Origin of the sequence: Pseudomonas sp. Sample_24, assembly GCF_004307605.1 — a bacterium.
Taxonomy (GTDB): Bacteria; Pseudomonadota; Gammaproteobacteria; order Pseudomonadales; family Pseudomonadaceae; genus Aquipseudomonas.
Genome location: NZ_RCNW01000058.1, coordinates 1 through 20,417 on the forward strand (window position 1 = coordinate 1; position 20,417 = coordinate 20,417).

Here is a 20,417-nt window from a genome sequence, read left to right on the forward strand (position 1 = left end):
CCAGTGGCCAGGCATTCACCTGACCTTCCCAGTCGTCGATGATGGTGTTGCCGAAACGGAACACTTCGCTCTGCAGGTAAGGAACGCGAGCTGCGATCCAGGCGGCCTTTGCGGCTTTCAGGGTGTCGGCGTTCGGCTTGGCGAGGAACGCGTCGATGGCGGTTTGCAGGGTTTTCGCGGTGGATTCGGCATCGCTGTAAACGGCGAAAACGATGTCGGCGTAGTGCGCGACAACGGCTTTGGCGGCGGCTTCGTCGACTTTACCGGCAGCGGCAGGCGCAGCGGCTGGAGCAGTCGGGGTAGCAGCAGTGCTGGCTGCCGGCGCAGGTGCGACAGCTTTTTCTTTGTCCTTGCCTTCACCGCAACCGGCGAGGGAAATTGCGATGGCCAACAGACTGGCGGTAGCCAGAGGCATACGAATCATGGCGAACATCCTGCTTCGAGAGGGAGGTGATAAGGCGCTGTGAGAGCGCAAAACTGCGACATAATGCAAATCTTTCGCATTATGTGTAAAGGGTTGTGCTTGGAAATATTTCTTATTCACATGACTGAATGCCGGCCGCCAGCGAGAGCAAGCTCCCTCGCCACAGGTTCAGAGGATCGCGGCGTTACTGCGCTGGGCCTGCTTCAGGTACGCACCCAATTCCCGTGCTGGCAGGGGTTTGCTGTAGTGATAGCCCTGACCTTCGTGACAACCTTCGGAAATGATGTAGGCCTCCTGTTCGGCCGTTTCCACGCCTTCGGCGATGACTTGCATGCCCAGGCTCTTGCCCAGCTGGATGATCGCGCGAACGATCGTCGCGTCATCGTCGTCATCGAGCAGGTCCTGGACGAAACTCTTGTCGATCTTGATTTTGTCCAGCGGCAGGCTTTTCAGATAGCTCAGTGACGAGTAGCCCGTGCCGAAGTCGTCAATCGCAATCAGTGCACCCGAGCGCCGCAGGCTGAGCAGGTGCTGAGCGGCGGTGCTGATGTCTTCCATCAGGCCGGTTTCGGTGACTTCCAGTTCCAGGCTGCGCGGCGGCAGGCGGTACATCTGCAGCAGATTGTTCACCACCCTTGGCAGCTCGGCGTGGTGCAACTGCACGGTGGACAGGTTCACGGCCATGCGCAGGTCGCTGAAGCCCTGATCGTGCCAGTCGCGAAGCTGCTTGCAAGCCTGGTCCAGAACCCATTCGCCGATGGCGATGATGGTGCCGTTCTGCTCGGCCAGCGGGATGAACAGGTCCGGCGGCACCAGCCCGTGTTCCGGGTGCTGCCAGCGAATCAGTGCTTCGACGCCCACCACGCGATGATCCCGATAGCTGATTTGCGGCTGATAGACCAGGTAGAACTGTTCGCGGGCCAAAGCATCGCGCAGGTCTTTTTCCAACTCGCGACGGCGGCGCATCTCGGTGTCAACGCTGGCGATATAAAACTGGTAACGATTGCGCGAGCGGGTCTTGGCCAGGGTCATGGTCTGCTCGGCTTTTTGCAGCAGCTTCTCGGTGCTGTCGCCGTCTTCGGGGAATAGCGTGATGCCGATGGTGGCGCGCAGGCGAATTTCCTGATGATCGAGGGCAAACGCCGCTTCCAGGTCATCGAGAATGCTCTGGGCCAGTTCGGCGGCTTCGTAGGGTTGTTCGATATCGGCCTGCACCAGGGCGAACTGGTCGCCTCCAAGACGGGCGAGGGCGCCGAGGCGTCCACTGTGCGCGCGCAGGCGATCGGCCAGGGCCAGCAGTAACTGGTCGCCGGTCTGGTAGCTGAATTGTTCGTTGATACCTTTGAAATCGTCCAGCCCGACACACAGCACCGCGACCCGGCGTTGAAGCTTGCCAGCGTCGACGAGGATCTTGTCCAGTTGCGTTTGCAGCTGCTGACGGTTCGGCAGGCCGGTGAGGAAGTCATACTGGGCCATGCGCAGCAGGCTGTTTTCCGCTTCGTGGCGCAGATGGGTGTTGCGCTCGATGGACTCCAGCAACTGGTTGGCGGTGTTGATCCAGATGCCTAGCTCGTTTTTTTCATGGCCCTTGAGCTGCGGAATCTTGTGTTCGCTGGGGCGATCGGGATTGATTTCGGTCAAATGCTCGATGATCCGCGACAAAGGCTTGGTCAGCAGCCAGTGATAAACCAGGTACAGCACCAGCCCCATCGCCAGGGCACGCAGTACACCGGAAATGAAAATGATCACCGAACTGACGATAAAACCCTGGCCATAGGTGGCCGTGTCGAGGGTGATGCTCAGGTCGCCGTAATACTCACTGTAAGGACCACGACCGACCAATTGAGTGGTGAAGGTGCGTTCCTTGCCGAGGATCACGTCGGTCAGCCAGCGGCTGTTGGAATGCTGCAATTCGCGTGATTTTTGCGCGAGCATGGCTTCGTTGGGATGACCGATGGAAGCCTGGCGAACGGCATCGTCCTGAAACAGGCCTTCGATCACCTGCATGCCCATTTCCCGGTCCAGGCTATAGACGGCCTGGGTCGAAGGGTCGCGGAACATGTCGAGAATGCGTTGGGCATCCCCGGCAACGGCCTGGCGGGTCTTATAGGCATCGAAAACAATCTGCGCGCAGCTCAAGACCACACCGACGATCAATGCCGACAGGAGCACGACCCGGAGCAACTTCACCGACAAGCTGTTCTTGAGTTCCAGCTTCAAAGGGTTATTCCTTGTTCCGTGCGGGTAGCATCAAGTTGCCATGAGTATTGGCAATCTCGTGATGGCAGTCAAAGGGACAATCATCCGTGAGGGATTTTGCCTGCAGCTTGGCCGATTTGCTGTGCCTGGATTATTGATCCGATGGGTACTGTGTCGGTAGTTGGGTCCTTCAACTTGAGGGAAAGTGGGGATTTTTTCCTTTCATTGATGTTAGACCGGTGTGGCTTTGGGGCAAGGGGGTGATAGCGGGTTTCTTCGTGGGAAAACTCCGATCCCTGTAGGAGCGAGCCTGCATACGCCACGCAACCTGTGGGAGCTGGCTTGCCAGTGATTGCGCCCTGCCAGCCAACCAATCTCCAGCAGATGTACCCCATAAAAAAACCCGGCTAAAAAGCCGGGTTCTTTTGTCTGGCATCGAGCTTAAGCGGTGAAGGTTTTGCCTTCGAACTGCTCAGCCACGAATTTCCAGTTGACCAGGTTCCAGAACGCTTCAACGTACTTCGGACGCAGGTTGCGGTAGTCGATGTAGTAAGCGTGTTCCCAGACGTCGCAGGTCAGCAGCGGGGTGTCGCCGCTGGTCAGCGGGTTGCCGGCGCCGATGGTGCTGGCCAGGGCCAGGGAACCGTCAGCCTTTTTCACCAGCCAGCCCCAGCCGGAACCGAAGGTGCCGATGGACGTCTTGCTGAACTCTTCCTTGAACTTGTCGAACGAACCGAAAGCCGCGTTGATTGCGTCAGCCAGTGCGCCGGTTGGTTGACCGCCAGCGTTTGGCGCCAGGCAGTTCCAGTAGAAAGTGTGGTTCCAGACCTGAGCGGCGTTGTTGAAGATGCCGCCCGAAGAAGTCCTGACGATTTCTTCCAGGGTCTTGCCTTCGAACTCGGTGCCTGGCACCAGGTTGTTCAGGTTCACGACGTAGGTGTTGTGGTGCTTGTCGTGGTGATATTCCAGAGTTTCCTTGGAAATGTGCGGCTGCAGTGCATCGTGTGCGTAAGGCAGTGGCGGCAATTCGAAAGCCATGGTGGATCTCCTAATCAGGTCAGGTGCGGTGAGCGCAAGGCCGATCACGGGCGGCCAGACAAGCGCCGGGGAGTTTTACACTCTTTGCGGCGCAGGGTCGGGATCATAGCACCGGGGGTGCGGCATAACCACGCAACAACTGTGTGGAATAGAGGTTCCACAGCCGTTTGGAATAAATCAGCCGGCCATGATCAATTGCAGCGCTACTGCAAACATCATCACGGCCACCAACAGATCGAGGATTCGCCAAGTGCTCGGTCTGGCCAGCCATGGAGCGAGCCAGGCGGCGCCTAGTGCCAGGGTGAAAAACCACAGCAGCGACGCACTCGCGGCCCCCACCACATAAGCACCAGGCTCGGTTTGTTGTGCACCGAGGGAGCCGATCAGTAAAACGGTGTCCAGATACACATGCGGGTTGAGCAACGTCACCGCCAGAGCGCTGAGCATCACCGCGCGCAGTGAGCGCACAGTCTGGTTTTCACCCTGTTGCAGGCTCTGCTTCGAAAAGGCACGGCGCAGTGCCTGACTGCCATACCACAGCAAAAACACCGCGCCGCCCCAACGAGCAATCGCCAGCAATGTCGGGTTCTGTGCCAGGACCGTCGCCAGTCCGAACACCCCGGCCGCCACCAGTAGCGCGTCGCAGGCCACGCACAGGGCCGCGACCGGGAGGTGATGTTCCCTGCGCAAACTTTGCGCCAGCACAAACGCATTCTGCGTGCCGATCGCCATGATCAGGCCGAACGCCACCAACAGACCGTTCATATAGCTTTGCCACATGATTGCTTACTCCCCGTTGGCAGCCAGATTGCGCAGCACTTCCAGCGCGCGTTCAGCGTCGGCCTGGCCGACGAACAAGTGGTCGTGGTAGTAACCGGCGATTACGTTGCAGCTGATCCCGGCCTTGCCCAACGCTGTGGCGAATGCGGCTGTCAGGCCGACGGCTTCCAGGGCCGAGTGCACGTTCAGGGTGATCCAGGCCGCGACGTAGTCGAAGCTCAAACCGGTCTGCTCGGCGTGGCTACGTTCGACAATGACTGTCAGGCCTTCCTGTTCACGGAAGCTGCCAATGATGTCCAACCCTGTCGGCAATTGCCCGTCGGGCAGGGTGCAGAACACGTATTCGCCAGCGTTGAGTTGCGGACTCATGCTGCGCAGTAACGTTGCCAATGAAGTTTCGCCAGCCATGTCGGTATTTCCTGTTCATCAGTTCTTGCTGGTCATTCTCGGGCACCACGCTGTATAAGAAAAACCAATATTGCTGATCGCTCATTAGGAGAACTGATGTTCGACTACAAATTGCTGTCCGCTTTGGCGGCGGTGGTCGAGCAGGCCGGTTTTGAACGGGCTGCGCAAGTGTTGGGGTTGTCGCAATCGGCCATTTCCCAGCGCATCAAATTGCTCGAAGCACGAGTAGGTCAACCGGTACTGGTTCGGGCTACACCGCCATCCCCGACCGAGATCGGGCGGCGCTTGCTCAACCATGTGCAGCAGGTACGTCTGCTTGAACGGGATCTGCAAAGCCTGGTACCGGCATTGGATGAAGAAGGTTTGCCGGAGCGTTTGCGCATTGCCTTGAATGCCGACAGTCTGGCCACCTGGTGGGCGCAGGCGGTAGGGGATTTCTGCGCGCAACAACATGTGTTGCTGGACCTGATCGTTGAAGACCAGACCGTCGGGCTCAAACGGATGCGTGCCGGCGAAGTGGCGGGGTGTCTGTGTGCCAGTGAGCGACCGGTGGCCGGTGCGCGCAGTGTTTTGCTCGGGGCGATGCGTTATCGCGCCCTGGCCAGCCCGGCGTTCATTGCCCGGCATTTCCCGCAAGGCGTACGCGCCGACCAGTTGGCGCGAACCCCAGCAGTGGTTTTCGGCCCTGACGACTTTCTGCAGCATCGATATCTGGCATCCCTCGGCGTCGATGGCGGCTTCGAACACCATTTATGCCCGTCATCTGAAGGCTTTATCCGTCTGACCGAGGCCGGACTCGGCTGGGGGCTGGTGCCGGAACTGCAGGTCCGCGAACAACTGGAGCGCGGTGTTTTACGGGAGCTTTTGCCAGATAAGCCGATCGATGTGCCGCTGTACTGGCATCATTGGCGTAATGGTGGTCAGTTGCTGGGATTGCTGACCGATCAGTTGGTGCTGGCATCCAGGCAATGGTTGGTGCCGTTGGACTGATGTTCAACGTCAAGACTTCACGCAATACGCAAAACGAAATATTCGGAGCAATACATGAAGATTCTGGTCACCGGCGCAAGCGGCTTCATTGGCGGGCGCTTTGCGCGTTTCGCCCTGGAGCAGGGCCTGGACGTGCGGGTCAACGGTCGCCGGGCCGAGGGTGTGGAGCATCTGGTGCGCCGTGGCGCCGAGTTCATCCAGGGTGATCTCGGCGATCCGCAATTGACCCGGGAGCTGTGCGCCGACGTTGAAGCCGTGGTGCATTGCGCCGGCGCCGTCGGTGTGTGGGGACGTTATCAGGACTTTCACCAAGGCAATGTCCAGGTTACCGAAAATGTGGTCGAGGCCTGCCTTAAACAACGGGTAAGACGCCTGGTGCACTTGTCGTCGCCATCGATCTACTTCGATGGTCGCGATCATTTGGGTTTGACCGAAGAACAAGTGCCCAAACGCTTCATACATCCGTATGCCGCCACCAAATACCTGGCTGAGCAAAAGGTGTTCGGCGCCCAGGAATTCGGCCTCGAAACCGTGGCGCTACGCCCGCGTTTCGTCACCGGTGCCGGTGACATGAGCATCTTTCCGCGCCTGTTGAAAATGCAGCGCAAGGGACGTCTGGCGATTGTTGGCAACGGTCTGAACGTGGCTGACTTCACCAGTGTGCAAAACCTCAACGAAGCGTTGCTCAGCAGTTTGCTGGCCGGGGGCTCGGCCCTGGGCAAGGTCTACAACATCAGCAACGGCGCGCCGGTGCCCCTGTGGGATGTGGTCAATTACGTCATGCGCAAAATGGAAGTCCCACAGGTTACGCGCTACCGTTCCTACGGTTTGGCCTACAGCGTTGCGGCGCTGAACGAAGGCGTATGCAAGTTATGGCCAGGTCGCCCCGAGCCGACCTTGTCGCGGCTGGGCATGCAAGTGATGAAGAAAAATTTCACCCTGGACATCAGTCGCGCCCGGCATTATCTGGATTACGACCCGAAGGTCAGCCTGTGGACTGCCCTTGATGAATTCTGCGGCTGGTGGAAAGCCCAGGACATCCGCACACACTGAACCCGCTACGGTGTTGAGGGTCAATCGGTGCGGCAGTGGGGGTTATACTCGCCGCATCCACGCCATTGCGTTTCACAAAGGTTGACTCAATGTCCATGCGTAACGATGCCAACGACGACTTCGATGATGTACCGAGCCTGCGTGCAGGCGTCCTCGATGACGATGATTTTCCAGCCACCACCCGCACCTCGGTTCATTCGCGCACACCGCCCGTGGTCAAGGTCAAGGCAGCAAGTACCGGCCCGTTGTGGGCACTGGTGGGCGCCTTGTTCTTTGCCTTCGCGGGCCTGGCCTGGTGGAGCTTTCAGCAGATTTCGCTGATGGAGCAGCAACTGGTGGCCACCCAGGAAAGTTTCGCGCGCATCAGTGAGGAAGCGGCAGGGCGCCTGCAGGACATTTCCGGCAAAGTGGTCGCCAGTCAGACCAACGTCACCTCCGACAGCGAAGCCTTGAAGCTGCAAATCAAGCAGCTGGAGAGTAAGTTGCAGGATCAGAGCAAGCAGCAACAAGGCGTGGTCGGGCAAACCTCGGACCTGGACAAGCGTCTGGCGCAGATGACCGCGCAAACCAGCGATCTGGACAAGCGTCTGGCGCAGATCACCACCCAAAGCGCTGAGCACCAAACCGTCAACACGCAATTGCAAGCCCAGGTCAAAGTCTTGATCGGCGACGTGGCCGCGCTGAAGAGCGCCACGGCTGACACGGGGCAATTCGAAGCCCAGCTGAAAAGTATCGGCGCCGATATCACTGCATTGAAAAAGCAAGGCAACCCGAACGCCGCCATCGACAGCCTGGAACAGGACATCATCGTGCTCAAGAGTCAGCAGGACAATCGTCCGGCGCAAGGCTCGACCAACACAGCGGAATTCGATGCTTTCCGCACCCAGGTCACCCGCAACATCAACACACTGCAAGCGCAGATCCAGAACCTGCAACAGCAATTGCGCGCCCGACAGTAAGCCTTGAATCATTCCCGGGCGGACCGGGAATGATTTCCTTACACACTGCGATCCGCTGAATATCCATACATGCCCGATTGCCGTCTACGCTCTTGAAACATCAACAGGAACGAGGGATGCGCAATGGGGTTTGTGCAAAGGTTCGCCGTGCTGTGCTTCATGCTTGTGCTGGGCTTGGCTCAGGCGCAAGCGGCCGGAACAGAAAAGGACGACAGCAAGGCCGCCATCGCCTTGCTGGAAAAAGCCTTGGCCTATTACCACGAGAACGGTGACAAGGCCTTTGCGGCGTTCAGCCGTCAAGGTGAGTTCGTCGATAAAGACCGTTATGTGTTCGTCCTGGACACCAAAGGCGTGATGCTCGCCAGCGGCGGTCCGTCTTCGGCCCTGATTGGCCGGGACGTCTCGGAAACGCTCGGGCCGGAGTTGCAGACAGCCTTCAAGGAAGCCCTCAAGGTGCCGGAAGGCAATGGTATTCAACAGGCGGAATATCGTTGGCAGAACTGGGCCGACGGCAAGGTCGAGCGCAAACATGTGTATTACCAGCGAGTCGGCCAGCGGATTCTCGCGGTGGGTTACTACCTGCCACGGGCGTCAGCGGAACAGGCCATGGCCTTGCTGAACACAGCGGCAACCGACCTGGCCAAGGACGAGAAGGGCACACTGACGGCGATCAATTCCCTCAAGGGCGGATACCTGCAGGATGACCTGTATGTGTTCGTCGTCGATCTGGACACTCAGCGATATGTCGCCCACGGCACTAACCTGCGCTTGATCAACACCGATTTCAGCAAAATCAAGGACCCTGAAGGCAAACCCGTGGGAGAACCGATCCTGGCGCTCATGGCCAAGCAGGATTATGGCGAATACGAATATCGCTGGAAAAACCCGGTGACTGGCAAGATCGAGGACAAGCACGCCTACCTGAAGAAGGTCGGACATTTTCTGGTGGCTGTCGGGTATTACAGCCCATGATGTGTATGTAGGAGCGAGCTTGCTCGTGAAGGTGGTGAACGATATCGCGCGAACCCGGATGCCCTGCGGCGTTCTTGGCTTTTTTCGCGAGCAGGCTCGCTCCTACAGGCATTTAACGAACCTTGTCTTCCCTGCCCCGCAACAACTTGTTCGGCATGGCTATTGCCGCTGCCAACCCCAGCAGCGACACGGCAGCGCTGACCATCAGCAATTGGCGGAAGGTCAACAGCAGTTCGGCACGCAATGCGTCCTGCGCATCCCCCGGCGCCGCGTTCAGACCGTCCAGCAGTACGTTGCCGGAATGCCCTTCGGCAATCAGCGCCGACCCGGCCAGGTGCGCGAAGCTTGAATTCTGCAGCAGCGCCAGCAGCAGTGCCGACATCATGGCCACGCCCACCGCGCCCCCAAGCGAGCGAAACAGGTTGGTGGTGCTGGTCGCTACGCCGATGTCCCGTTGTTCCACCGAGTTTTGGGTGCCCACCAGCGAAGTCGGAAACTGCATGCCCGAGGCGATCCCGCTGAACAGCATGCACAGGCTGCTCAGCACGAACGCTTGAGGCGGACTGAAGGCCATGCCCAGAATCGAAATCGGCATCAGCACGGCGCCAGCGAGGATCATGGGTTTATAGCGGCCCGTGATTGAGGTCCTGCGACCGGCGAAATAGGCACCAATCGGCAAGCCCATCGCCAGCGGCAGCAGGTGCAGCGCGGCGCTGTCTGCGCCGGCACCGGTGACGCTCTGGAAACGCAGCGGCATCAGCACGATCAACGAGATCGCCTGGAAACTGGTGAAGAAAATCGTGCACCAACACAGAACCGCATTGCGGTTGGCGAACAAATGCATGGGCAATAGCGGCTCCCGTGCCCGTCGTTCATGCATCACAAACAACCCCAGCACCAGCACTGAGCAAGCCAGTAACCCCAACACCTCGGCGCTACGCCATGAATGGCCCTGGCCGACCTGGGTGATGCCCAGTAATAACGCCGTCAGGCCAATGATCATCAGCACAGTGCCGAGGTAATCGATGATGGGTTTGCGTTGCGGAATCGGCAGGCCGACCAGTGTGCGATTGGCCACCAGCCACGCACCGAGGCCCAATGGCAGGTTGATCAGGAACACCCAGCGCCAGGACAAATACTCCGTCATGTAGCCGCCGAGCACGGGGCCGGCGACGCTGGCCACCGCATACATGCTGCTGAAGTAACCCTGATAGCGACCGCGTTCGCGCGGTGGCACGATGTCGCCGATGATTGCCTGGCTCACCGAGATCATTCCGCCGGCGCCGATGCCCTGGAAAATCCGCGCCAACACCAGTTGCTCCATGCTCTGGGCCATGCCGCAAAACAATGATGCCAGGGTGAACAGGCCCATGCCGAACAGCATCAACTTGCGCCGCCCGTACAGATCCCCGAGTTTGCCGTAGATCGGCACCGCCACGGTCATCGCCACCATATAGCCGGAAATCACCCACGCCAGCAGGCTGACATCCTTGAATTGCGCGGAAATGGCCGGCATCGATACCGCGACGATGGTCTGGTCCAGCGCCCCCAGAAAAATTGCCAGCATCAGGGCGATCAGCACACTGCGGATCGCCGGTTTGGGCATTTCAGGCTGGTTGAGATGGGTCACGGGAAAACCTGCGGGCAGTGATTGACCCGCAGAGGCATGGCGAGCGGGTGAGTGCTCGCCAGTTTAAATCGATAGCAGCCTATTCGATAGCCTCGTAGGGAAGCCCGACATAGTTTTCTGCAATGGTTTTTCGCCCGGCCTCGGAATCGACGAAGTAATCCAGCTCCGACTCGGCGATGCGCTGGCTGAATGCATCGTGATCGTCGAAACGGTGCAGCATAGAGGTCATCCACCAGGAAAACCGCTCGGCTTTCCACACCCGACGCAGGCAGATTTGCGAGTATTTCTCGAGCAAGTCGAGGCGATCTTCGCGATAAACCTTGAGCAGGATATTGAACAACGTACTGACGTCACTGGCCGCCAGATTCAAACCTTTGGCACCGGTGGGGGGGACGATGTGCGCGGCATCGCCGACCAAAAACATCCGGCCGTACTGCATGGGTTCGACCACGAAGCTGCGCAGCGGCGCGATGCTTTTTTCGATGGACGGACCGGTCACCAGCTTCTGCGCCAAGGTCTGCGGCAGGCGGGTTTTGAGTTCGTCCCAGAAGCGTTGATCGGACCAGTTCTCGACCTGTTCATCGGCCGGGACTTGCAGGTAATAACGAGTGCGCGTGGCCGAACGCATGCTGCACAGGGCAAAACCACGTTCGTGGCGGGCGTAGACCAGTTCTTCGTGTACTGGCGGGGTGTCGGCCAGTATTCCCAGCCAACCGAACGGATAGACCCGCTCGAAGACTTTCAGGCTATCGCTGGGAATCGATTGACGGGCGACACCATGGAAGCCATCGCAGCCGGCGATATACGCGCAATCGAGGCGATAGGTTTCGCCATTCTTTTCAAAAGTGATGAAGGGCTCATCGGTTTTCATGCCGTGGGGAACGACATTGCTCGCTTCATAAATTGTCTGCGCCCCCGCGACCTGACGAGCGGCCATCAGGTCACGTGTAACCTCGGTCTGGCCGTAGATCATTACGGTTTTACCACCGGTGAGGGCCTGCAGGTCAATGTGCACCTGACGCCCATCGAGGGCCAGTTCGAAGCCGCCATGGACCAACCCCTCGGCGTCCATGCGCTTGCTCACACCGGCCTGGCGCAACAGCTCTACCATGCCTTGTTCGAGGACTCCGGCACGGATGCGACCGAGGACATAGTCCGGGGTCTGACGTTCGAGGATAAGGGTGTCGATTCCGGCGTTGTGCAGCAACTGGCCGAGTAGCAGACCGGAAGGGCCAGCACCAATAATGGCAACTTGAGTTTTCAGCGTTTTCATTGTTTTTATGACTCGCAAGCTTCACGCGGCCAGAGCCGCTGAATGATTTTATGGATCGAGTGCTTGCATTTTTCTCTCGCGGGTCTGTCAATTGAAGGTGAAAACTGAGCTGATACCTGTTCATTTTGCCAATCGGTGCGATTATCGCCCGTCATCTATTCCGAGGCCTGGATTGAAGTGATGAACAAGCCTGACCTGCCTTCGATTCCAGTGTTCAAGCTCTACGGTGAAAGCCTGGATTGGCCGACCCCCGACTTGCTGCACTGTGAGACCATTTCCAAACGCAGCCGCGAACATCAATGGGAAATCAAACCGCATCGCCATGCCGATTTATGCCAGTTGCTCTTCGTATTCAAAGGTCAGGCAGAGCTTGAAATCGAAGGTAAACGTACTCAACTGAGCGAACCGGCTATCCAGATCCTGCCACCACTGTCGGTGCACGGCTTCCGTTTTTCCGAGGATGTCGAAGGCTTTGTGGTCACGCTTGCCGCGCCGTTGATCGCCCATTTGCAGCAGCAACTGGGGCATTCGGTGAACGCCTTGGCCCAAGCGGAAAGCTATCCTGCGGGGCAGGACGGTGAGTACCTCAACAGTCTGTTCAGTGCGTTGCAGAATGAGTACACCAGCCATCAACCGGCGCGGGAAATGCTGATGCATTCGCTGGTCAGTGTGATCATGGTGTGGGTCAGCCGCCAGGTGATCCAGCGTCATTCAGCCAGCCAACGGCCGCAGCGTGCCCGCGAGTACCTCAACGGTTACATCCAACTGGTGGAAGAGACCTATCGCCAGCACGTCAAGGTCGAGGACCTGGCCCATCGCCTGGGGATTTCCGTTTCCCATCTCAACGGCACGTGCCGTGAGCTGGCCGGGCAGCCGGCATTGCAGATCATGCATGAGCGGCAATTGCTGGAGGCCAAGCGCTTGCTGACCTACACCAGCATGACCATCTATGAAATGTCCGACGTGTTGGGATTTTCAGATCCGACCAACTTCACGCGCCTGTTCCGGCGTCGGGTGGGAATCTCGCCAAAGGCCTTCCGCGACCGCTTGAAGGCCGATCAGGACAACGAGGCCTGACGCCTTGGCTATCGAAGGGCGTTGAGGGTCGCGTTGTGGGGAATGCAACGCTCGAAATTGCAGCTGGCGTACTCACGGGGCAGATTGCGCAACTGCTCCACGCGCCAGGCTGCTGCGCCATACAACCCGAGCGTGACCGCGCAGGTGATGAAAATGGCCAGGTACCTTCTTGTTTTGATGTTCATGGCGTTGACCTCTGAACGAATACCCTGCGGTATTACCTAGAGCATAGGTCAGCGCGGATGAGTTGCCAGCCAGACAGGCTGTGCATTTGATCCGATATTCAGAACACTGATGAACCCCTGTGACCTTGTGAGAATCCCTGAACCCTGTGGGAGCCGGTTCGCTCCTACAGGGGCAGTGATGGATTTCGGGTTCTATCGCGACTGCGCCTGCTCCACCAACCAGCCCATCAATTCCCGCAACTTCGGTGAAGGTTCTGGTTTTTCCGGGAATACCAGGTAATACGCCAGTCCCGTCGTCACCTTCAATTCGAATGGCATGACCAGTCGTCCGGCATCCAGGTCGTCGCCGATCAACGACCAATCGCCAATCGCCACCCCCGTTCCCTGGGATGCCATCGACATCGCCAGATCAAGGGTTTCGAAGTGCTGGCCCTTGCCGACATTGCTCAGTTTCACATCCGCTGCTTTCAACCAGGCCTTCCAGTCCCGCTCATCGCGTGTGGGGTGTAGCAGCAGATGCTGTTGCAAATCGGCCGGAGTCTGCAGCGGTATCGGCCCTTCGAGCATGGGCTTGGAACAGACCGGTGTCAGTTGCTCGTCGAACAGTTTCTGCGACATCAGAGCAGTGTCTGGTGGTGTGCCGTACATGACCGCCGCATCGAATTGCTCGCGGTGAAAGTCCACACCGTGCTTGATCGTGGTGGTCAGCTCCACGGGGACATCCGGGCGTTCCTTTTGCCATTGCAGCAGGCGCGGCAACAACCAGCGCATGACGCACGTCGGCGCCTTGAGTTGCAGGGTTTCACGCTTCTCGCCGATCTGCTCAACGGCCTCGTCGATCAATCCGAAAATCTGCTGCACCCGTGGCAGCCACTCCCTTCCTTCGGCTGTCAGGCTCAGGCCTCGCGCCTGGCGGATAAACAATTCATAACCGAGAAAATCTTCCAGCCCGGCGATCTGTCGGCTTACCGCTCCTTGGGTGATGTGCAGCTGTTCGGCAGTCCGGGTGAAGTTGCAGCACTGCGCGGTAATCAGAAAAGTATGCAGCGCCGGCAGGGGAGGCAGTCGTTTCATTGAGATCCAAGGTATGACGTGAGGACATGGCTAGTATGATTTTTTATCCATTGTTGCGGCTATGTGTCGCCCGTTCCAATGAGGCCATCCCTGGACCTGCGAATCCATCATAAACACAGCGCAGGCCCGGCGTCTCAAATCGAACAAGAAGGGCAATTCACATGGCGACGTGCGGCGAAGTGTTGGTCAAGTTACTCGAGAATTATGGTGTCGAGCAGGTGTTCGGCATTCCGGGCGTTCACACCGTGGAGCTGTATCGCGGGCTGGCCCGTTCGAGCATCAACCACGTCACACCACGTCATGAGCAGGGCGCCGGTTTCATGGCCGACGGCTACGCCCGCACCAGCGGCAAACCGGGTGTGTGCTTCATCATCACCGGCCCAGGCATGACCAACATCACCACCGCCATGGGCCAGGCTTACGCCGACTCGATTCCGATGCTGGTGATCTCCAGCGTGCAATCGCGCAGCCAACTGGGTGGCGGTCGCGGCAAGCTGCACGAACTGCCGAACCAGGGCGCATTGTGTGCCGGTGTAGCGGCGTTCTCCCACACCCTGATGTCGGCGGCCGAGTTGCCGGGCGTACTGGCCCGCGCTTTTTCGCTGTTCCAGGCCGGCCGTCCGCGCCCGGTGCACATTGAAATTCCGCTGGACGTCCTGGTTGAAGACGCCGACGACTTGCTCAGCAGCCTGCCGGTCACTATCGACCGCGCCGGCGCTTCGCCTTCGGCCGTTTCGCGCATGACTGACTTGCTGGCCGGCGCCAAGCGTCCGCTGATCCTCGCCGGTGGCGGGGCCATCGATGCCGCTGCCGAGCTGACTGAACTGGCCGAGTTGCTCGACGCTCCGGTGGCACTGACCATCAACGCCAAAGGCATGCTTGAGTCCGCGCATCCGTTGCTGATCGGCTCGACCCAGAGCCTGGTCGCCACGCGCGCGCTGGTCGCCGAGGCCGACGTGGTATTGGCCATCGGCACCGAACTGGCGGAAACCGACTATGACGTGACCTTCGCTGGCGGTTTCGAGATTCCCGGCAAGCTGCTGCGTATCGATATCGACCCGGACCAGACCGTGCGCAATTACCCGCCGCACGTTGCGCTGGTGTCCGACTCGCGCAACGCCGCACAAGCGTTGTTGAGCGCGTTGTCGCACAAATCCCTGGCCGAGCGCCGTAACGATTGGGGCCAGGTTCGCGCCGCCCGTTTGCGTGAAGAGCTGGCCGCGAGCTGGGATGCACCGACCCTGGCCCAGACGCGTTTCCTCGAGACCGTTTTGCAGGAGTTGCCCAACGCCGTGTTCGTTGGCGATTCCACTCAGCCGGTGTACACCGGCAACCTGACCTTCAACCCGGAACGCCCGCGTCGCTGGTTCAACTCGTCCACCGGCTACGGCACCCTCGGTTACGCCTTGCCGGCGGCGATTGGCGCCTGGCTCGGTGGCAGCGTTGAAAGCGGCGCCCGCCCGCCGGTTGTGTGCCTGATCGGCGACGGTGGCCTGCAATTCACCCTGCCGGAACTGGCCAGCGCCGTGGAAGCGCGCACACCAGTGATCGTGCTGCTGTGGAATAACCAGGGCTACGAAGAGATCAAGAAATACATGGTCAACCGTGCCATCGAACCGGTGGGTGTCGACATCTATACCCCGGACTTCATCGGCGTGGCCAAGGCCCTGGGTTGCGCTGCCGAGGCCGTCAGCGGTGTCGAGCCATTACGTAGCGCGCTGCGTGCCGCCACCGATCGCCAAGGCCCGACTCTGATTGAAATCGATCAGACCCAGTGGATGCAGGCGGTGTCGAAATGAACTTCCCAACCACACTCGATGGCCTGTACATCGACGGCCAATGGTCGGCGGGCAACGAACACCTGCGCGTGATCAACCCGGCAACCGAAGCGCTGCTGACCACCGTCAATGGTGGCGACGCAAGTGCCGTCGAGCAAGCCGTCAGCGCGGCGACCAAGGCCTTCATCGACTGGTCGAAAACCACTGGCGCCGAGCGCGGCGCGATCCTGCGCAAAATCGCCGCGGGCGTGCAAGCCGGGCGCGAACAACTGATGCATTTGCAGTCGAGCAACAACGGTAAACCGCTGTTCGAGGCGGCCATCGACGTCGATGACGTGATCGCCACCTTCGAGTATTACGCCGGTCTCGCCGAAGGCCTGGATGCAAAACAGGACAGCGTCGTCGAATTGCCGACCGATGATTTCAGCGCGCGCCTGCGCCGTGAACCCTGCGGTGTGGTCGGCCTGATCGTGCCGTGGAATTTCCCGATGGTCACCACCGCATGGAAGCTGGCCCCGGCGTTGGCCGCGGGTTGCTGCGTGGTGCTCAAGCCTTCGGAAGTGACGCCGCTACCGGAACTTGAACTGGCCGCGATCATCGCTGAAGCCGGCGTGCCTGCCGGTGTGTTCAACCTGGTTTGCGGTACCGGCCTGGCCGTGGGCGCCCCCCTCTCGGCAGACCCGCGCATCGCCAAAATCTCCTTCACTGGCAGCAACGCGGTAGGCGTGCAGGTCATGCAGCGCGCCGCAGAAACCGTGAAGGGCGTGAGCCTGGAACTGGGCGGCAAATCTTCATTGCTGGTACTGGCCGATGCCGATCTCGACCTGGCGGTGGAAGTGGCGTGCGGCGGCGGTTTCTTCAACGCCGGGCAGATGTGCTCCGCCACCAGCCGTGTACTGGTCGCCGAGGAACTGGCTGAAGCGTTCCTGACGCGGATCAAGGCTCGTGCCGAAGCGATTCGCGTGGCGGACCCGTTCGACCCGAACGTGGAGATGGGCGCGCTGGTCAATCAGGCGCAATACCAACGCGTGCTTGGTCATATCGATCGCGGTTTGAGTGCCGGTGCGAGGCTGGTGTGCGGCGGTAATCGTCCGGCGGATCTGCCGCGCGGATATTTTTTGCAGCCGACGGTTTTCACCGATGTGCCCCTGGACAGTGCGCTGTGGTGCGAAGAGATTTTCGGCCCAGTGATCTGCGTGCGCCGTTTCACCTCCGAAGCCGAAGCGATTGCCCTGGCCAATGACAGCCAGTTCGGCCTGGTGGCCAGTGTGGTCACGCGTAACGCTGAAACCGCTGACCGTGTCGCCAACGCTTTGCAGGCGGGGCTGGTGTGGATCAACGCGCCTCAGGTGATCTTCCCGCAGACCGCTTGGGGCGGCTACAAGCAGAGCAGCATCGGCCGCGAATTGGGGCCATGGGGCTTGCAGGCTTTCCAGGAAATCAAACACGTGATTCGCGCCGTCTGAAGGCACGAAAAAGGTGAGCGCATGCCTCGCAAGGAGGCATGCGTCGGCGTCATGGCTTCGATGAGTTTTTATCGATAGTCAGCTGTTTTACACGACTTCAGGATGAACTCGCTGGCCCGGTAAAGCCCCCGAAAATACGAGGGGTAAACGCTGATCCAGTCGCGCGGATGCAACAGTTTCGACCTGCCTTATACCTACAAAAACAAAGGGAGTCCGTAATGGGCGAGCATGATCTGAACAGACGTCAATTCATCAAGACCGTGGGCGTAGCCTCGGTTGCAGCGGCCGCCATGAGCTTGCCGTTCGTCAAGGCCAATGCCAGCGATACCCGCTTCACCGGCAAGACCCTGCGCCTGCTGACCTGGTCCGATGACACCGGCCTGGCTGCATTGCGCAATATCGCTGCGACATTCGAAGACAAGTACGGCTGCAAGGTCATCGCCGACCGCACCGGCAGTACTTCGGAAATGGTCGCCAAACTCAAGGCCGGCGGTGATCGCCCGCAGTACGACATCATCACCCTGGCCGGCGTCGGCGCCGAAGGTCTGGCCGCCGCCAACCTGTTGGAAAAGCCCGACCTCAACCGCATCCCCAACATCGTCGATGTGCCGGAAAAATACCGCACCGGCGCCAATGGTCACGGCATCGGTTACCTGCTCTGGTGCAACAGTCTGGTCTACAGCACGCGCACCCAGAAAGAAGCGCCGACCAGCTACGCCTCCCTGTGGGACGCCGACGCGGCACCGAACATCTTCCTGCCGCCACCGAACTGGACCGAGGCCATGGACCTGATCATCATCGCTGCCAAACTGGCCGGCGGTGACGAGCACAACATCGAGCCTGGCTTCAAGAAACTCGCCGAACTGAAAGATCGCGTGGTAACCCTGGGTGAAAACCCGAACCAGATCGCCGAACTGTTCCGCACCGGTTCCCTGGACATGGGTGGCCTGTACGCGCCGGCGTTCTTCCCGAAACAGATCCGCGATCCGAACTACGGCCTGGGCGCCACGTTCGGCATGAAGGAAGGTTTCTACACCGACCTGATGCTGTCGGTGATGCCGAAGAATCGTCCGGGCGACACCGACATGGCGTATGCCTTCATCAACCATTCTCTGGACCCGCTGGTGCAGGGCAAGATGGCGGAAGACATCTACAACGGTCCGGTCAACGCCAAGGCGATCATCTCGGCCGAAGCGCGCAAGAGCCCGTACATCCTCACGCCGGAGCAGATTGCCGAGAAGGCGATCATGCACGACAACGCTTTCCTGGCGACTGTGCATGACCAATGGATTCGTCGTTACACGGAAATCTTTTCTTCCTGATTTCTGAGGTTCAAGGATTTTTTGTGGCGAGGGAGCTTGCTCCCGCTCGGCTGCGCAGCAGCCGCATAACCAGGCTCCGCGTTCTATCAGAACCAACGCGGTGGGTGATTGGGGTCGCTAAGCGACCCAGCGGGAGCAAGCTCCCTCGCCACAGGTTCTTGCTCGATCTCAGTCTTGCTGCTTTCCATTGACGAGACCCTTTGCTATGGAACACCAACCTCTGACCCACCCGGTGAGTGCCGTGCCCACGCGCGCCAATCGCGGTGTTTCGCCGACCGCGCGTGCCTGGTTTTTCCTGACACCGTCGATGCTGTTTCTCGGCGTGCTGATTGCCGCGAGCCTGTTGGTACTGCGCATGAGCGTGGGCACCAAGGGCGCGGAATGGTCCGGGTTCAGCCTGGCCAGTTACGCCCAATTGCTGGAACCCTACTACCTCAAATCCCTGATGCTGACCCTGCGCCTGGCGTTGATCAGCGCGGTGATCGCCGTGATCCTGGCGATTCCGGTGGCCTACACCATGTCGCGACTGACCTCACCGTTCGTGCGTCGGATCTTCCTGGCGGCGGTGCTGTTGCCGTTGTTGGTCAACCTGTTGCTGCAAAGCTACGGCTGGCTGGTGATTCTCGGCCCGGGCGGCATGCTCAACCAGGCACTGATGGGGCTGGGCCTGATCAAGCGTCCCATCATGCTGCTGTACAACCAGAACGGCGTATTGATGGGCCTGGTGCAAACTGCGTTTCCATTGGCCGTGTTGCCGATCGCCAGCGCCATGCGCGGTGTCGCCCGCAGCTACGAAGAAGCCGCCGCGACCCTCGGCGCCAGTCGCTTCCAGGTGTTCCGCCAAGTGGTATTGCCAATGAGCCTGCCGGGGATCATTACCGGTGCAACGTTGGTGTTCGCCTACAACGCCAGCAGTTTCGTGGTGCCGCTGCTGCTCGGTGGCCGTCGAGTGCCGATGCTGGCGGTGATGGTGCATGACCAGATCGCCCCGCTGATGAACTGGCCTGCCGCATCCGCTGCCGGTGTGGTGCTGATCGTCACGACACTGGCGATCATGACCTTGTCCGAATACATAACCGGCCGTCGTCGACGCATGCTGGAGGCTTCGCAATGAGTACCTTGACCAAGAAGCGCTATGGGCTGTTGCCCGGCGAGACCGGCAAGTTCGCCGGCATCCTTTCCGGCTTCATTCTGCTGCTGGCGGTGCTGCCGATCCTGACCATGATCGTCATGTCCTTCAGTGGCGCATCGAACCTTGATTTCCCGCCGAGCAGCTACAGCCTGCAGTGGTACAAGGCCGCCTGGCACACCTTCGTCTCGCCGGATTCCAGCGACGTGTTGAGCCTTGGCCAGGCCATGACCACCAGCCTCATGGTGTCGTGCCTGACCATGGTCTTCGCCACGATCATCGCGGTGCCGGCAGCGTACGCGTTGACCCGTTGCGAGTTCCGCGGCAAGGCCGTGGCACTGCAACTGATGTCGTTGCCACTGGTGTTCCCGATGGTGGTGTTGGGGCTGGCATTGTTGCTGGTGTTCGACAGCCTGCCGTTCCACATGACCACCTCGCGATTGGTGATTGCCCACGTCATCCTGGCGTTGCCGTTCGTGGTGAAGAACTGCACGGCGGCCATGCTTTCCATCGGCAGCGAAGTCGAGGAGGCCGCACAGATGCTCGGCGCCTCACCGCTGCGGGCGATTGTCGACGTGGTGGTGCCGTTGATGAAGTCGGGGATCCTGGCGGGCATGCTGCTGGCGTTCATCGTCTCGTTCAACGAATTCACCGTGACCT

The 20,417-nt window shown here is 59.6% G+C and carries 19 protein-coding genes; 10 read left to right on the plus strand and 9 right to left on the minus strand.

Annotated elements, in window-relative coordinates; translation table 11 throughout:
- From D8V06_RS02585 to D8V06_RS02605, 5 genes are all read right to left on the minus strand, one after another.
- Positions 1–424, minus strand: a 424-nt coding sequence (locus tag D8V06_RS02585) for an imelysin family protein (RefSeq protein ID WP_277751282.1), incomplete at its 3' end; no start/stop codon positions are given.
- Positions 425–592: 168 nt separating this feature from the next.
- The gene (locus D8V06_RS02590) at positions 593–2,644 is read right to left on the minus strand and encodes a bifunctional diguanylate cyclase/phosphodiesterase (protein ID WP_056852723.1); all 2,052 of its coding nucleotides are present in this window, start codon (positions 2,642–2,644) and stop codon (positions 593–595) included.
- A gap of 420 nt (positions 2,645–3,064) precedes the next feature.
- Complete coding sequence (locus D8V06_RS02595) at positions 3,065–3,661, minus strand: Fe-Mn family superoxide dismutase (protein WP_130930387.1); 597 nt, start codon at positions 3,659–3,661, stop codon at positions 3,065–3,067.
- A gap of 177 nt (positions 3,662–3,838) precedes the next feature.
- Entirely contained in the window at positions 3,839–4,441 is a 603-nt protein-coding gene (locus D8V06_RS02600; RefSeq protein WP_056852721.1) for a LysE/ArgO family amino acid transporter, read from the minus strand.
- 6 nt (positions 4,442–4,447) lie between these two features.
- Positions 4,448–4,849, minus strand: a complete 402-nt coding sequence (locus tag D8V06_RS02605) for an ACT domain-containing protein (RefSeq protein ID WP_130905930.1) — start codon at positions 4,847–4,849, stop codon at positions 4,448–4,450.
- A 96-nt stretch (positions 4,850–4,945) separates the two neighbouring features.
- On the opposite strand from D8V06_RS02605, the gene D8V06_RS02610 reads away from it, so the two are divergent.
- The 4 genes from D8V06_RS02610 (at position 4,946) to D8V06_RS02625 (ending at position 8,823) form a co-directional block, all read left to right on the plus strand.
- A complete protein-coding gene (locus D8V06_RS02610) occupies positions 4,946–5,839 on the plus strand; it encodes a LysR family transcriptional regulator ArgP (protein WP_130930388.1) in 894 nt (297 codons plus the stop codon).
- A gap of 54 nt (positions 5,840–5,893) precedes the next feature.
- On the plus strand, positions 5,894–6,892 hold the full coding sequence (locus D8V06_RS02615; RefSeq protein WP_130930389.1) for an NAD(P)-dependent oxidoreductase: 999 nt from the start codon (positions 5,894–5,896) through the stop codon (positions 6,890–6,892).
- Between the two features lie 89 nt (positions 6,893–6,981).
- Positions 6,982–7,851, plus strand: a complete 870-nt coding sequence (locus tag D8V06_RS02620; protein WP_130905928.1) for an ATPase — start codon at positions 6,982–6,984, stop codon at positions 7,849–7,851.
- 123 nt (positions 7,852–7,974) lie between these two features.
- The gene (locus D8V06_RS02625) at positions 7,975–8,823 is read left to right on the plus strand and encodes a cache domain-containing protein (protein ID WP_130930390.1); all 849 of its coding nucleotides are present in this window, start codon (positions 7,975–7,977) and stop codon (positions 8,821–8,823) included.
- 112 nt (positions 8,824–8,935) lie between these two features.
- Here the strand turns inward: D8V06_RS02625 and D8V06_RS02630 are convergent, their stop codons facing one another.
- Both D8V06_RS02630 and pobA read right to left on the minus strand, forming a co-directional pair.
- Positions 8,936–10,453 (minus strand): MDR family MFS transporter, encoded by a 1,518-nt coding sequence (locus D8V06_RS02630; protein WP_130930391.1) that lies wholly within the window; start codon positions 10,451–10,453, stop codon positions 8,936–8,938.
- Positions 10,454–10,532: 79 nt separating this feature from the next.
- Entirely contained in the window at positions 10,533–11,726 is a 1,194-nt protein-coding gene (gene pobA / locus D8V06_RS02635; protein ID WP_056852714.1) for a 4-hydroxybenzoate 3-monooxygenase, read from the minus strand.
- A gap of 180 nt (positions 11,727–11,906) precedes the next feature.
- Between pobA and D8V06_RS02640 the strand changes: the two genes are divergently transcribed.
- Positions 11,907–12,803, plus strand: coding sequence for a helix-turn-helix domain-containing protein (locus D8V06_RS02640; RefSeq protein WP_056852713.1), 897 nt, complete (start codon positions 11,907–11,909; stop codon positions 12,801–12,803).
- Between the two features lie 8 nt (positions 12,804–12,811).
- On the opposite strand, the gene D8V06_RS30295 is transcribed toward D8V06_RS02640, so the two are convergent.
- Positions 12,812–12,988, minus strand: coding sequence for a hypothetical protein (locus D8V06_RS30295; RefSeq protein ID WP_162837843.1), 177 nt, complete (start codon positions 12,986–12,988; stop codon positions 12,812–12,814).
- 192 nt (positions 12,989–13,180) lie between these two features.
- The gene (locus tag D8V06_RS02645) at positions 13,181–14,062 is read right to left on the minus strand and encodes a LysR substrate-binding domain-containing protein (RefSeq protein ID WP_056852711.1); all 882 of its coding nucleotides are present in this window, start codon (positions 14,060–14,062) and stop codon (positions 13,181–13,183) included.
- A gap of 161 nt (positions 14,063–14,223) precedes the next feature.
- On the opposite strand from D8V06_RS02645, the gene D8V06_RS02650 reads away from it, so the two are divergent.
- The 5 genes from D8V06_RS02650 to D8V06_RS02670 all read left to right on the plus strand — a co-directional run.
- Positions 14,224–15,861 (plus strand): 5-guanidino-2-oxopentanoate decarboxylase, encoded by a 1,638-nt coding sequence (locus tag D8V06_RS02650; protein WP_130930392.1) that lies wholly within the window; start codon positions 14,224–14,226, stop codon positions 15,859–15,861.
- Positions 15,858–17,306, plus strand: coding sequence for an aldehyde dehydrogenase family protein (locus D8V06_RS02655; protein WP_130930393.1), 1,449 nt, complete (start codon positions 15,858–15,860; stop codon positions 17,304–17,306). The genes D8V06_RS02650 and D8V06_RS02655 overlap by 4 nt, the downstream gene beginning before the upstream one ends.
- A 218-nt stretch (positions 17,307–17,524) precedes the next feature.
- Positions 17,525–18,628, plus strand: coding sequence for an extracellular solute-binding protein (locus D8V06_RS02660; protein ID WP_056852708.1), 1,104 nt, complete (start codon positions 17,525–17,527; stop codon positions 18,626–18,628).
- Between the two features lie 205 nt (positions 18,629–18,833).
- On the plus strand, positions 18,834–19,742 hold the full coding sequence (locus D8V06_RS02665) for an ABC transporter permease (protein WP_056852707.1): 909 nt from the start codon (positions 18,834–18,836) through the stop codon (positions 19,740–19,742).
- The coding region (locus D8V06_RS02670) for an ABC transporter permease subunit (protein WP_130930394.1) at positions 19,739–20,417 on the plus strand (679 nt) is incomplete at its 3' end. The genes D8V06_RS02665 and D8V06_RS02670, both read left to right, overlap by 4 nt.